Annotated in this window: 14 protein-coding genes; 4 read left to right on the top strand and 10 right to left on the bottom strand. The window is 49.3% G+C overall.

Annotated features, from left to right (window positions below; genetic code table 11):
* The first annotated feature begins 3 nt into the window (after positions 1 to 3).
* From DUE52_RS09685 to DUE52_RS09675, 3 genes are read left to right on the top strand one after another with little or no spacing between them, the layout of a single operon-like run.
* Positions 4 to 1740: a hydroxysqualene dehydroxylase gene (locus DUE52_RS09685; protein ID WP_114405806.1), complete on the top strand. Its 1737-nt coding sequence runs from the start codon at positions 4 to 6 to the stop codon at positions 1738 to 1740.
* On the top strand, positions 1737 to 2417 hold the full coding sequence (locus DUE52_RS09680) for a DUF6989 domain-containing protein (RefSeq protein ID WP_114405805.1): 681 nt from the start codon (positions 1737 to 1739) through the stop codon (positions 2415 to 2417). The genes DUE52_RS09685 and DUE52_RS09680 overlap by 4 nt, the downstream gene beginning before the upstream one ends.
* A gap of 3 nt (positions 2418 to 2420) precedes the next feature.
* Positions 2421 to 3665, top strand: a complete 1245-nt coding sequence (locus tag DUE52_RS09675) for an adenylate/guanylate cyclase domain-containing protein (protein WP_114405804.1) — start codon at positions 2421 to 2423, stop codon at positions 3663 to 3665.
* Between the two features lie 83 nt (positions 3666 to 3748).
* Here the strand turns inward: DUE52_RS09675 and DUE52_RS09670 are convergent, their stop codons facing one another.
* The 10 genes from DUE52_RS09670 to DUE52_RS09625 form a co-directional block, all read right to left on the bottom strand.
* Positions 3749 to 4162: a hypothetical protein gene (locus DUE52_RS09670; protein ID WP_114406023.1), complete on the bottom strand. Its 414-nt coding sequence runs from the start codon at positions 4160 to 4162 to the stop codon at positions 3749 to 3751.
* Between the two features lie 32 nt (positions 4163 to 4194).
* Positions 4195 to 4638 carry a hypothetical protein gene (locus DUE52_RS09665; RefSeq protein WP_114405803.1) on the bottom strand — a complete coding sequence of 148 codons (444 nt, stop codon included), beginning with the start codon at positions 4636 to 4638 and terminating at the stop codon, positions 4195 to 4197.
* A gap of 44 nt (positions 4639 to 4682) precedes the next feature.
* Complete coding sequence (locus DUE52_RS09660) at positions 4683 to 5243, bottom strand: RNA polymerase sigma factor (RefSeq protein ID WP_114405802.1); 561 nt, start codon at positions 5241 to 5243, stop codon at positions 4683 to 4685.
* 93 nt (positions 5244 to 5336) lie between these two features.
* The gene (locus DUE52_RS09655; RefSeq protein WP_114405801.1) at positions 5337 to 6296 is read right to left on the bottom strand and encodes a transketolase family protein; all 960 of its coding nucleotides are present in this window, start codon (positions 6294 to 6296) and stop codon (positions 5337 to 5339) included.
* A complete protein-coding gene (locus DUE52_RS09650) occupies positions 6293 to 6784 on the bottom strand; it encodes a hypothetical protein (protein WP_133299803.1) in 492 nt (163 codons plus the stop codon). Before DUE52_RS09650 ends, DUE52_RS09655 begins: the two co-directional genes overlap by 4 nt.
* Before the next feature lie 65 nt (positions 6785 to 6849).
* Complete coding sequence (locus DUE52_RS09645; protein WP_114405799.1) at positions 6850 to 7869, bottom strand: AAA family ATPase; 1020 nt, start codon at positions 7867 to 7869, stop codon at positions 6850 to 6852.
* Between the two features lie 2 nt (positions 7870 to 7871).
* Positions 7872 to 8729 (bottom strand): transketolase, encoded by an 858-nt coding sequence (locus DUE52_RS09640; protein ID WP_114405798.1) that lies wholly within the window; start codon positions 8727 to 8729, stop codon positions 7872 to 7874.
* A 73-nt stretch (positions 8730 to 8802) separates the two neighbouring features.
* Complete coding sequence (gene bcp / locus DUE52_RS09635; RefSeq protein ID WP_114405797.1) at positions 8803 to 9252, bottom strand: thioredoxin-dependent thiol peroxidase; 450 nt, start codon at positions 9250 to 9252, stop codon at positions 8803 to 8805.
* Between the two features lie 66 nt (positions 9253 to 9318).
* On the bottom strand, positions 9319 to 11283 hold the full coding sequence (locus tag DUE52_RS09630) for a M23 family metallopeptidase (protein WP_229312123.1): 1965 nt from the start codon (positions 11281 to 11283) through the stop codon (positions 9319 to 9321).
* 50 nt (positions 11284 to 11333) lie between these two features.
* Positions 11334 to 11945 (bottom strand): fumarylacetoacetate hydrolase family protein, encoded by a 612-nt coding sequence (locus DUE52_RS09625; protein ID WP_114405796.1) that lies wholly within the window; start codon positions 11943 to 11945, stop codon positions 11334 to 11336.
* 149 nt (positions 11946 to 12094) lie between these two features.
* On the opposite strand from DUE52_RS09625, the gene DUE52_RS09620 reads away from it, so the two are divergent.
* Positions 12095 to 12913 carry a M48 family metallopeptidase gene (locus DUE52_RS09620; protein WP_114405795.1) on the top strand — a complete coding sequence of 273 codons (819 nt, stop codon included), beginning with the start codon at positions 12095 to 12097 and terminating at the stop codon, positions 12911 to 12913.
* Positions 12914 to 12916 lie beyond the last annotated feature (3 nt).

Raw genomic sequence — 12916 nt, 5'->3', positions numbered from 1 at the left:
GCTATGAGTCCAAAGGTAGTTATTCTCGGCGGAGGAGTAGCCGGTATGAGTGCGGCCCATGAATTGATCGAACGGGGATTTGCGGTTGAAGTATACGAAAAGAAACTCGATTATGTGGGCGGAAAAGCCCGCAGCGTGAATGTTCCCGGTAGTGCCAGCGGTGGACGTCTGCCGCTCCCCGGCGAACACGGTTTTCGGTTTTTCCCCGGATTCTACCGGCACATTACCGACACCATGAAGCGGATTCCCTTCAAAAACCCGAAAACCGGGAAAGCCAACAAGCGGGGCGTATTTGATAACCTGGTGCAGAGCAATAAAATGATGATGGCCCGGTTCGATCAGGCACCCATTATTGCCCTGAGCAAATTTCCAACCTCGCTCGCTGATCTGGAAGTGATCTATGATGACATCTTCAAAACCCATACGGGGCTGAAACCGGGCGAGTCGAAGTTGATGGCGCACAAGCTCTGGCAACTCATGACGAGTTGCAAAACCCGTCGGCTGGACGATTACGAAAGCATCGGCTGGTGGGAGTTTACGGAAGCCGACGATCATAGCGATGCTTATAAAGCCCTGTTTGTGAATGGATTGACCCGGACGTTGGTGGCCGCAAAAGCCCGTAAAGCCAGTACGAAAACCGGGGGCGATATTCTGATTCAGCTCGTGTTCGATTTGCTGAATCCGGAAATTCAGGTCGACCGCGTTCTCAACGGCCCGACCAATGACGTGTGGCTCAATCCGTGGTATGATTACCTCGTACAAAAAGGGGTATACTACGAAAAAGGGCAGGAGACCGTTGAGTTTCTTTGCGACAAAAAGACCATCACGGGCGTTGTTGTCGAGGATGCGGAGGGCAATCGGAAAACCGTTCAGGGCGATTACTACATTTCGGCCATGCCGGTCGAAGCGATGGCCCCGCTTGTGAACGAGAACATGCTGTATAAGGACGCTTGTCTGGATAATATCCGAACGCTGGCCAACAACGTCGACTGGATGAACGGGATTCAGTTTTACTTATCCGATCAGGTAGACATCATCGACGGCCATATCATCTGCGTCGATACACCCTGGGCGCTGACGGCGATTTCCCAACTCCAGTTCTGGGGTGATTTTGAGGTCAGCGGTTACGGCGACGGTACAGTGAAAACCGTTTTGTCGGTCGATGTCTCGGACTGGGAAACACCGGGGATTCTGTACGGCAAAACCGCTCAGCAATGCACCTTCGCCGAAATTAAAGATGAAGTCTGGGCCCAATTGAAGAAAAGTTTCAACGTCGAGGGTAAGGTTCTCCTGCACGATGAACGTTTGGTGACGTATTACATCGATTCGGATATCGTCGAAAAAAATGGCATAGCGGTGCAGAATACCGAAAAACTATTGGTGAACTTAACCAACACCTGGGACCTGCGCCCCAATGCCTATACCGAAATTCCCAACCTGTTTCTGGCTTCCGACTACGTAAAAACCTTTACCGATCTGGCTTCGATGGAAGGCGCCAACGAAGCTGCCCGGCGGGCCGTCAACAACATCATTAAACGTTCCGGTTCAAATGCTCCGTTGTGTACACTCTGGGATTTGCACGAACCGTTCCTGTTGTTACCATTCCGGTGGTTCGATAAAATCCGGTACCGGAAAGGGTTGAAATGGCATTCCGACGTGCCCAAAACCGTGCAGACGGTGGCCACAGCAAACGCTATTTTTCAAAAAATGAAAGTCGTGGTCAAACGACCTTTTCTATGATTTCGCTACCGGTTACCCGACATCACCAACGCATCCGAACCTATTTCATTCTGCTAACACTGGGCCTGGTGCTGGGCATCGGCATTGTCAGCGACCGCTACCGGCTGGGCTGGCAGTCGGCGGCCTGGCTGGCCTATGGCACCTATGCGGTTCTGGTTTTGTTTGCCTGGCTCTACCACGATCTGTTTCTGCGGAAACTGCTGCTCTTCGGTCTGATTGCGGGCGTTGGCGAACTGCTGGCAGACTGGTGGCTGGTGGATGCAACGGGGACGTTGATTTACCCAAACAATGAACCCATGCTCATCCGATCACCATTATACATGCCGTTTGCCTGGGCCGTTATTCTGGTTCAGATCGGTTATCTGGGCTGGCTCGTCAGCACCTGGAAGCCGATGGGACTGGCGGTTTTGGCCGCAGCCTTGCTGGGTTTGTCGATCATTCCGCTCATGGAACACTGGGCTAAAGATGCGGGCTGGTGGTATTATGTTCATTGCCAGATGATTGGGAGTGCTCCGTTATACATTATCGTGGGAGAGGGTGTCATCTGCACGTTGTTGCCGGTTTTTTTCCGGCGAATCAACAACCGGTCGGGCTGGTCTGATGCCATTGGCCTGGGGCTTGCTCAGGGTGCCTGGATCTGGCTGGCCTACGTGATTTGTTACTACTTGTTTCGGTAAGCCATGATGAAGCGACTCCAGGACTACATCTACGGATTTATTCCTCCCGAAGCCTTCTCCGACGAGATCACCTTACGTCGGTATAAACTGCTGGCTTACACCTGTTTCATTACCGGAGTCTTTGCCTTTTATTACTCGCTGGATTCCATCCGGTTTTCGTTTATACCGGGGGTGTCCGGTATGTTTGTGTTCGGTATTTTGTATTTTGTTTTGCTGTATCAACTGCGCACCCGGCCTTTTCAGTGGGTGGCCAATGGCTATAGCATCGTGGGTGCCATCACGGTTCACAGCATCATTCTCTTCAGTGGAGGAGCGTATTCGCCAGCGCACCCGTGGCTCATTTCTTCCCCAATGGTGATTCTACTGGTTGCCGGTCAGCGAAATGCGGTTATTTGCCTGATTTACAACTGTCTGTTTTCACTTGTTCTATGGTTACTGGCCGCCAATGGGACCGTAATGGAAATGTACTACGATACATCCTGGGAGTTGAGTTTTAATGCCAGCAGTCTAATTGGATTGATCATTATTTGCTTCATCATTGTGCTGGTTTTCGAGAATGGAAAGAATACCGCATTGAACCAGCTTCAGGCAAAAAATCAGCAGATTGAAGCGGAAAAAAAACGATCCGACGAGTTGTTGCTGAACATTCTGCCGTCCGAAATTGCCGAAGAGATTATGCTAAAAGGAAAATCGACTCCGCACTTTTTCGATTTAGTAACGGTGTTGTTTATTGATATTCAGAATTTTACGGCACATGGTGAAGACATGACACCCGAAGCCCTGGTGAATCAGATCGACTTTTACTTTCGGTCGTTCGACAACATCATCAGCAACTACCGCATCGAGAAAATCAAAACCATTGGCGATGCGTACCTGTGCGCGGGCGGTTTACCGGTGCCTTACGCCGACAATGCGCGGGAAGTGGTAAAAGCCGCGCTGGAAATTCGCGCCTTTATGGAACAGACCCGAACCGAACGGGAGGCCACCAATCTGCCCTTTTTCGATTTTCGGATCGGGATTCATTCCGGCTCCGTCGTGGCCGGGATTGTCGGGCTTAAAAAATTCGCCTACGACATTTGGGGAGATACCGTCAACACGGCCGCCCGCATGGAGCAGCACGGCGAGGTAGGGAAAGTGAATGTGTCGGGCACGACCTACGAACACATCAAAGATCATTTTCAGTGTCGGCACCGGGGCAAAATCGATGCGAAAAACAAGGGAAAGATTGACATGTATTTTGTCGATTAGAAAACACAACGCCCGGCCAATCTGGTCGGGCTTGTCGTAGTTGTAGTATAGCAAAGAGTGCGTCGTGCAATGCACAACAAATATTAATTGGGGTTACTGACCCGGTCAATCAGCATTTTATTGAACATCCGCTCGGTATTGTGAAGCTCCTGAAGCTGTTGAGCCGTAATCACGCGCAAAAATTTGGCATTGTATTCTTTTTCCAGATCAACCAGCTTCTGTTTGAGTTCGACGGATTCGTTTAACTCGCTGATCGCTTCGTTGCCACCGGGCTTGCTCGATTTGCGCAGTTGCCGGGAAATATCCCTCCGCCGGTCGCTGTATTCGTTGTAGATGGGCCAGAATTGGGGAGCCTGCTCCGTGGTTAAATTCAAGCGGTTGGTAATCAGCCCGATTTTAGCACTTTCTATTTTCTGACGATCCTGATTCTGTGCGGCAGCCGGTAAAGTCAGCAGCAAGCCAAAGAACAAAATCAGTAAGCGGGTGAACGATTTCATAGGAATGGTTAAAAATAAACGATCGATCATAATCAAATGGCTGCAGTTCCGTCTTCTTCAATCAGTTGTTGGATGGATTCCGGCGAAACGTGCAATTCATGAATCAGCGTCGAATCATTGGGCATATCATGGGTTTTGATCAGGTCTGAATAATCTTCCAGATAGATATCCTGATCCTGCAAATAATCTACCACTGATTCGGTGCTCACTTTGCTCAACAGTTCGGGTTCCAGCGAATCCTGCTTTTCCGGGTACGTAAACCATACCAAAGCCGCCACAAAACCGGCCCCGGCCAGCGTAGACAGGGAGCGTTGCCACGACCAACTGATCGTGAAACGGTGTGACCGGCGGGCGGTTTCAGCCTGTATCCGGGTCGGGAGCGTATCGAAGTAGCCGTCCGGCGTCGTAAACGGCAGTTGCCGCAGCGGATTCTGCCGGTCTAATTCGTCAAGTCGTATTGGTTTTTTCGGTTCCATTGTCTTAAAGGCACAACGGTTTGACAAGCAAGCCTGTATCGGGTTTAATTGGTATTCAGATAATCTTCAATTTTTTTAACGGCCAGGTGATACGATGCTTTCAGGGCACCCACCGACGTCCCCGTAATTTCGGAAATTTCTTCATATTTCATATCATCGAAATACTTCATGTTGAAGACAAGGCGTTGTTTATCAGGTAATTTTAGCAACGCTTTTTGCAGCTTCATCTGAATTTCTTCGCCCGACGGGTCATTGCCGGAGGTCACATAGTCAGAATTGCTTTCCAGTTTTTCCATCAATTCACCTTCCACGTCGCCAATAGGCAGGAAGAACCGACGGCGTTTTTTATTCAGAAAATTCAAACATTCGTTCGTCGCAATCCGGTAAATCCAGGTATACAACTGCGAATCGCCCCGGAAGTTCTCCAGCGAATTCCAGACTTTGATAAAGGTCTCCTGCACCAGATCATCCGCATCATCGTGGTCGATCACCATCTTCCGGATATGCCAGTAAATTTTCTGCTGATACTGGCGTACCATCAGGTTAAAGGCATAATTCCGGCTTTGCGGATCGCGGTATTTTTGCAGGAGTTCCTCGTCAGTCATACGCTGGTTTAAAGTTTAAGGTTCAAAGGTTTAAGGTATAAAGTGTAAATCGGAATCGCTTTCCGGTTCATCTTTAAACTTAAACTTTAAACTTTAAACGACTCTTCTTTCTATGGCTCGTTTGGCGGCTTCAACAATTTTCCCGGCGGTCAGGCCGTATTTCTGCATCAACTGGTCGGGCGTTCCACTTTCTCCGAAACTGTCGTGTACACCAATCATTTCGAGCGGAACGGGATAGTTGCGGGACAAAGTCTGCGCGACACTGTCGCCCAAACCGCCGTTCAACTGGTGTTCTTCGGCCGAAACCGCACACCGGGTTTTGCGAACGGAAGCCAGAACGGCCTCTTCATCAAACGGTTTTATGGTGTGAATATTGATAATGTCGGCTTCAATTCCTTGTTCGGCCAGCATTTCACCGGCTTTGATGGCTTCCCAAACCAGGTGACCCGTCGCAAAAATGGAAACATCCGGTCCCTCATTCAGCACAATGGCTTTCCCGATTTCGAATTTCTGATCGGCAGGGGTGAAAATCGGCACCACCGGGCGGCCAAACCGCAGGTAAACCGGGCCTTCGTGCTCGGCAATGGCGATGGTGGCGGCTTTGGTCTGGTTGAAGTCGCAGGGGTTGATAACCGTCATGTTCGGCAACATTTTCATCATGCCGATATCTTCCAGTATCTGGTGCGTTGCGCCGTCTTCGCCCAGCGTTAAACCAGCGTGGGAAGCACAGATTTTGACGTTTTTGTTCGAATAACAAACCGACTGCCGAATCTGGTCATACACCCGGCCCGTGGCAAAGTTGGCGAAAGTCGTAGCAAACGGAATCTTTCCGCCAATGGTCAACCCCGCCGAAACGCCGATCATGTTGGCCTCCGAAATTCCGCACTGTACGTAGCGTTCCGGAAATTCCTTGATAAAACCTTCCAGTTTGAGCGACCCGGCCAGATCGGCGGTCAGGGCGACGACGTTCGGATTGGTGCGGCCCAGTTCAAGGATGCCCGCACCAAAACCGGAGCGGGTGTCTTTTTTTTCGGTATAGGTGTATTTCTTCATGGTCTAAGCGATTGCAATTTAGTTAAAAAGTAATTCGCACTGGAGCAGTTGGGGTGGGAAGCGGCATTTTCGATGGAGAAGCCGCGTCGAATCATTTTGTTGGCAAGATTAACTTTACTACCGCAGCCTGCCCCGGTTTTTATCAACATTAACTTCTTTATGTAATCGAAGGGGTTTTCCTGGCTTTCGGGATTTTCGAATGAAAATGAATCTTTAAGTAGTTTGCTCATTGCAGTAGAATCAGCTAAAAACCAAGATTCTACTTCTTTTACTGAAACTATAATTGTTTGATTTAGACGTTCAGTAATCCGTTTTTTCGTCAAGGTAATACAAACATTATCATCTAAATCGGTCAATATAAAAATTTGATTGGCACCGGAATCAATCAGGCTTTGACGAAAATCTTCTATATTCTGAGGTAGCAAATTCCCCGCCCCTGATGCATCTATAACAGAATCAATACATTCAATTCCTAAATTATTCAGCAAGTTTTGGAACGCGTCCGACCGAACTATAATAGTTTCTGTTTCACCTTCACAAATGAATCCTGCTTTTACCACGGAAGCCCACCTCCAAGAGCATTAGTTAACCAGGCTTCATCCATGCGAAGTCCATAAAAGCTTTCTCCTGTGAATTGCTTGACTTGTGTTGACCCCTTTTTTTTGTCGACCAAAATAAGCTCTTTTGGTTCAAGCTTAGAAACTAAAGTTTGAGAGTGCGTATTTAACCAGATAAAGTGACCTTTTTCTTCACAAGCGTATCGGCAAAGATTAACTAGCTCTCTTACAACTTTTGGGTTAAGCCCATTTTCAGGTTCTTCAATGCACAAAAATTGAGGTTCATTACTTTGATAAATAGCAGTTAGTAAAGCAATAATGTTATATGTACCGTCAGAAATTAGGCTTTTGTTAAACGGCTTATCAATATGCTTGTCTTTTAACAAGAGTGAATCGTTGCCACTTATTGTATCGGAATGAATTGTTATAGATTCAAAACCAGGGATAAACAAGGATAGCCAATCGTCTATCTCTTCTTTTAAAGTTTCGACCTCAAGTATCCTTTTTAGCACTTTTTCAAGATTGTCAGCAGATAAACTAAGTGATTCATTATCTTGATACGGGAATTTTTGTAGATTAATATTTCTTACAAATAGTCTAGAAAAGTTAAAATGAAACTGCTTGTATATTAAATCAGCATTAGCATCTTTCTCAAAAAAAGCATCTTTAACAAGCTCATTTGGCATGCCTGATGAAGATCCTCTAACATGTGTATAATCTTCAGAATAAAATAAACGAACGTGATACTCAGGGAGAATAGATATATCAAATTCTACATTTAGGTTGAAATTTCTGCCTAAAGTTTTTTGATTAATAACACTTTGGGGTCCACCAAAAAGTCGAACAGTACTGAAAGGATCATTTTTAGCTATGGCATTCGCAAACTCCAAAGCCTCGAAAATATTCGATTTCCCCGACCCATTAGGGCCGACGAATACCGTGAACGGATTGGGCTCGATGAGCTCAATCCGTTCGATGGATTTGAAATTTTCGATGACCAGACGCTTGATCTTCATGCTCAATAATCGGCTGACCCTGCCGTGATGACGAGTTGGTTCAGGGCGGTGGCCAGTTGCGCGTCGTTGGGCGCAACACCGTGCCATTTGTGGCTTCCCATCATGAAATCGACACCGTAGCCCATTTCGGTTTTCATCAGAATCAGGGTCGGCACTTCAGCATCCGTCTTCGACTCTTTTAGGGTTTTGATGATGTCGCTCATGTCATTGCCGTTCATCTCAGTGACGTTCCAGCCGAAAGCGCGGTATTTGGCACCCAGATCCCGGTTGTCCATCACCAGCTTGGTCGGCCCGTCGATTTGCTGTCCATTGAAGTCGATGATGGCCGTCAGGTTGCCGAGTTTGTGGTGGGGCGCAAACGTAGCGGCTTCCCAAACCTGGCCTTCCTGCTGCTCACCGTCGCCCATCAGCACATACACGTGTTTGTCGTCGCCGTTCAGCCGTTTGGCAAAAGCCGCCCCGCAGGCCACCGACAAACCCTGACCCAGTGAACCGGAAGCAATCCGGATACCGGGCAGGTGCTCCGCCGTGGCCGGGTGTCCCTGCAAGCGGCTGTCCAGCTTGCGGAACGTGGCCAGTTCCGAAACCGGGAAGTAACCCGACCGCGCCAGAACGCTGTAAAAAACCGGGGAGATGTGGCCATTCGACAGGAAAAAAACGTCTTCGTCGGTGGCATTCATGTCAAAAATTGCCGCGCCCTGCTCGTCGCGTTTCAGGCGCATGACGTCGAAATACAGGGCGACCAAAAGATCGGTGCAGCCCAGCGAACCACCCGGGTGACCGGAATTGACAGCGTGTACCATCCGGACAATATCGCGCCGGACCTGCGTGGCAATGTGTTGTAATTGTTCGATTTCCATGTTCAGATAAAAGAGTTGAGACAAGAGAATAAAGACATTCACGGTCTCTACTCTCATGTCTATAATCTCACTTCTATTTTAAAATCTGCTCGGTGTGATTCTCGTTATCGACTTTGGTAATGATGTCCGAAATCATCCCGTTTTCGTCGATCACGAAAGTAGTCCGGACGATGCCCATGAATTTGCGGCCATACATCGATTTTTCGTGCCAGACGTCATACGCTGTCACCAGTTTTTGATCGGTATCGGCCAGCAGTGCAAACGGCAGGTTGTGCTTTTTGATAAACTTCTGGTGCGACTTTTCATCATCGACACTCACACCAAGCACTTCATAACCGGCTTTCAACAGGTAATGATAATTATCGCGGAGGTTGCAGGCTTCCGCCGTACAACCGGGCGTGTCGTCTTTGGGATAAAAATACAGAACGACTTTTTTGCCCCGGAAATCCGACAGACGGACGGGGTTGCCATTCTGATCGCGGGTTTCGAAGTCGGGTGCCGCGTCGCCGATTTGGAGAGCCATAGTTTTTAGGTTTACAGTCTTCGGATTGGCAAGTAACGGCAAAAAATGCACATTGTCTGCCAAACCCTAATTTTCCTTCTCCAACACAGCCGCTGAATCCACCACCATTGGTCGGGGGGCCGGTGGAAGTTGGGCCGTTACAGTCGTCAGATTGCCCGCCCGGTCCGTCACTTCCAGCACCAGCGTGCCTTCAAACGGCTTGGTCGGGTCGAACTTGTCGGACCAGATCAACGCTCGTTTATAGTCGTATTGCATCAGAATCCATTCGCCGTTTACCAACGCCCGGATGGTGTCCAGCCCCGATAAATCGTCCTTGACCGTGGCGACAATCGCGTTGTAATCTTTGCGTAAAATCTTTACGACCGGGGGTTTTAGATCCGTCAACAATTGAAAGGTACCAAACTGGCGGGCCTTGAAAATGAACCGGTTGTCTTTCCAGAAACCGCCGACGTACGACTTGCGGTTCCCGTTCACGAGATACATGTGGGTTTTTCCGGAATTTTCCAGCGGTTCGGTCGGCAGAAAACTGACCTCGAAAAAATCCTTCAACGGAATCGTTCCCTGGTTGATCGACACCCGGTTACCGCCATGCGAAACCGCCAGATGAAGGGTGTCGTACAAACTTTCGGACGGGAAGGTAACGGTAATTGCCGAATCCGTGTAAGTACTGGCTTGTCCTGGAAGAATCCGTTTTTTAAAATTCAGGGGCAGTACGTTTTTGCCAATCTGAACAGAATCCGGCAGATGTTTCTGTAAATCAATGACGTAGTACGCTTCATTGGCCCGGACATACTGCGAGGGGAGTTCCAGCGTGGCACCGCTCAGGTATACCTGAGCCGTCGGAGCCGTCGCCGTTGGAAAATTCCGCGCCCGAATGATCAGGGTATTTTCTTCCACCGAACTGAACAGCGTGGTGGGTAATTTGCTCGGTGTCAGTTTGCCAATGGCCGAATTTTCGGCTTCGGGATTGACCGTAAACCGGAGTGTGGTTGTATGCTGGGTGCAGTCGTATAACGTTATGGTTACTTCATGAGGTTGACCGTCAAATAGCGGTAATTTGCCGCGTGTCTGATCAAACCGGTACAAATCCAGCGTATTGCCATCCGCGATGTAACAGCGGTGAAAACGCTGGCCCGTCAACTGCTCGATACCGTAGTTCATATGCAGGTTGATCAGCCGGGTTTCCTCGTTCGGGAAGTTATTCATGTTGTAGGCGAATACTTCCCGGTTATCCAACTGAATTTCAATGCAGGTCAATCCGTTTTTGAAGGGTGAGCCCGACGTGCGGTCGTGCGCCAGCACTTCCAGGCCCAGCAGACCGGACGCCGAAATCGGTTGCGTCAACACCCAATCGCCGTTGGGTCGACGGATGGGAGTGAGGGCTAGCCGACCCGCTTGTCCGTTCACGCGGGACGACGGGGTTAAAGGCTGGAGCGCAATCCGTTCAAAAAAAGGCGGTAGTTCGTCTTCAATTTCCTGAAAACCAAACAACAAGGGGTTTAGCAGGTTGTTTTTGTCGTCACGGATTTCAAAGTGTAAGTGCGGCCCGCCGGAGCCGCCGGTATTCCCCGATAAGGCAATGATTTCACCTTTTTTCACCGGAAACTGGTTCGGTTCCGGGCGCAGATCGATCTCAAACGACTGCTTTTTGTATTGCCCGGCCCGCAGAAACTGAGCGAGCGTATCGTTTAAGGTTTTCAAATGCCCATAAACCGTGGTCAGGCCGTTGGGGTGTTTGATAAAGATGACGTGGCCGTACCCGCCGGTAAAAACCGCAATCCGCGAGATGTAACCATCGGCGGCTGCATACACCTCCAGGCCTTCGCGTTGGGCCGTCCGGATGTCGATGCCGGCATGAAAGTGATTAGGGCGAAGATCGCCTAAACCACCCGAAAGCGAATTGGCTTCACCGGGCATGATGGGAAACAGAAAATAACCGGGTTGAACGGCCTTCAGAATGTGTTTATCGCGAATTTGACTCCAACCTGCTGCGTAAACAAACAGAAAAATGACGGAAAGGAACCATTGCACCAGCTTACTTCTCACTATTTCTACCATAATCCCTCGGCCTTGGCGATTCACTATTTGACATCAAATTCTAGCATTTTCCGGTCTTCGATATAAGCCGTCAGTTTGTCGCCGATGTGTACGGGGCCAACGCCTTTCGGGGTTCCGGTGAAGAGGATGTCGCCCTGGAGTAACATGAAATAGGTTGAAACGAAGGAAATCAGGTAATCGATTTGAAACAACATCATCGACGTATTGCCCGTCTGCCGGGTTTCGCCGTTGACGTCGAGCCGAAAATTCAGGTTGTGCAAATCTGGGAAATCCGTTTTGGGTATAAACGTCGACATGGGCGCCGAACCGTTGAAGCCTTTGGCCAAATCCCACGGCAACCCTTTGGCTTTCAGTTTCGATTGCAGATCGCGCGCCGTAAAGTCGACCCCAATGCCGATTTCGTCGTAATAGCGGTGCGCAAACTTCTGCTCGATGTTTTTTCCCGTCCGGCTAATCCGAACCAGAATCTCCACTTCATAATGAACGTCGGTGGAAAAATCGGGATAGAAAAACGGGTCACCGGGGCGCAGAATAGCCGTCTCGGGTTTGGTGAAAATAACCGGATCTTCGGGTTGTTCGTTGTTGAGCTCCTTAATGTGTTCGGCGTAATTCCGCCCGACGGCAATGATTTTCATGCGCTTTAAACTTTTTCTGCTGGCACAAATCTAAACAGGAAAGACGGCTCAACCGCAAGCTTATCAAAAAAAATGAACAAAGTGAGGCCCTCAACAGTCTCTAATAGGTAGTTTTGGCGTCTCAATATAAACACTATCATAATTCAACCATGAAAAGAGCGATAATGGCCATGTTACTGCTTGGCCTCGTCATTGCCTGTCAGAAAGTTCCGCTTACGGGCCGGAATCAACTGGTATTAATTCCGAATGCGCAAATGCTGCCGCTGAGTTTTACGAACTATAAAGAAGTGTTGGACACGAGTAGAGTGGTTCGTTCCGGTGGGCAGGAAGATATGATCAAAAGGGTAGGTAGCCGGATTCAGAAATCCGTCGAATCGTATATGGCAGCCAACAACCTCAGCGACCGCTTGAAGGGCTTTCAGTGGGAATTTAACCTGATTGAAAGCCCTCAGGTGAATGCCTGGTGTATGCCGGGCGGGAAAGTGGCCTTCTACACCGGTATCCTGAAGTACACCCAAAATGAAGCCGGTGTTGCCGCCGTCATGGGGCATGAAGTGTCACACGCCATTGCCGAACACGGGAATGAACGCATGAGTGAAGGCTTGCTGGCAAATGGTCTGATGCAGGGCGGGCAGTTGGTGCTGGGATCGTTGTCGCAGAACCAGCGGAGCCAAACCAACGCGCTGTTGTTGCAGGCCGTTGGAGCGGGCCTGCCGATTGCGTATCAGGTAGGCCGTGCGCTGCCCCACAGCCGGGCGCAGGAATCCGAAGCCGATAAACTGGGGTTGATTTTTATGGCGATGGCGGGCTACAATCCGCAGGAAGCCGTCAATTTCTGGGGTCGGATGGCTAAAGCCGGATCGGGTCAAAAACCGCCTGAATTCCTGTCTACCCACCCATCTGACGAGCGCCGGATTCGCGATCTGGAAAAACAAATGCCCGACGCGATGAAGTATTATAAAAGATAAAGA

Origin of the sequence: Larkinella punicea (assembly GCF_003334855.1) — a bacterium.
Lineage (GTDB): Bacteria > Bacteroidota > Bacteroidia > Cytophagales > Spirosomataceae > Larkinella > Larkinella punicea.
The sequence above is the reverse complement of the archived record's forward strand: the minus strand, read 5'-3'. Positions and strand labels throughout refer to the sequence as shown.

Excerpts from the sequence above, each read along its gene's own strand:
- DUE52_RS09675 (WP_114405804.1), top strand. The coding sequence starts at position 2,421 with ATGATGAAGCGACTCCAGGACTACATCTACGGATTTATTCCTCCCGAA.
- DUE52_RS09645 (WP_114405799.1), bottom strand. The coding sequence starts at position 7,869 with ATGAAGATCAAGCGTCTGGTCATCGAAAATTTCAAATCCATCGAACGG.
- DUE52_RS09660 (WP_114405802.1), bottom strand. The coding sequence starts at position 5,243 with ATGACTGACGAGGAACTCCTGCAAAAATACCGCGATCCGCAAAGCCGG.
- DUE52_RS09620 (WP_114405795.1), top strand. The coding sequence starts at position 12,095 with ATGAAAAGAGCGATAATGGCCATGTTACTGCTTGGCCTCGTCATTGCC.
- DUE52_RS09640 (WP_114405798.1), bottom strand. The coding sequence starts at position 8,729 with ATGGAAATCGAACAATTACAACACATTGCCACGCAGGTCCGGCGCGAT.
- DUE52_RS09665 (WP_114405803.1), bottom strand. The coding sequence starts at position 4,638 with ATGGAACCGAAAAAACCAATACGACTTGACGAATTAGACCGGCAGAAT.
- DUE52_RS09670 (WP_114406023.1), bottom strand. The coding sequence starts at position 4,162 with ATGAAATCGTTCACCCGCTTACTGATTTTGTTCTTTGGCTTGCTGCTG.
- DUE52_RS09680 (WP_114405805.1), top strand. The coding sequence starts at position 1,737 with ATGATTTCGCTACCGGTTACCCGACATCACCAACGCATCCGAACCTAT.
- DUE52_RS09625 (WP_114405796.1), bottom strand. The coding sequence starts at position 11,945 with ATGAAAATCATTGCCGTCGGGCGGAATTACGCCGAACACATTAAGGAG.
- bcp (WP_114405797.1), bottom strand. The coding sequence starts at position 9,252 with ATGGCTCTCCAAATCGGCGACGCGGCACCCGACTTCGAAACCCGCGAT.
- DUE52_RS09685 (WP_114405806.1), top strand. The coding sequence starts at position 4 with ATGAGTCCAAAGGTAGTTATTCTCGGCGGAGGAGTAGCCGGTATGAGT.
- DUE52_RS09655 (WP_114405801.1), bottom strand. The coding sequence starts at position 6,296 with ATGAAGAAATACACCTATACCGAAAAAAAAGACACCCGCTCCGGTTTT.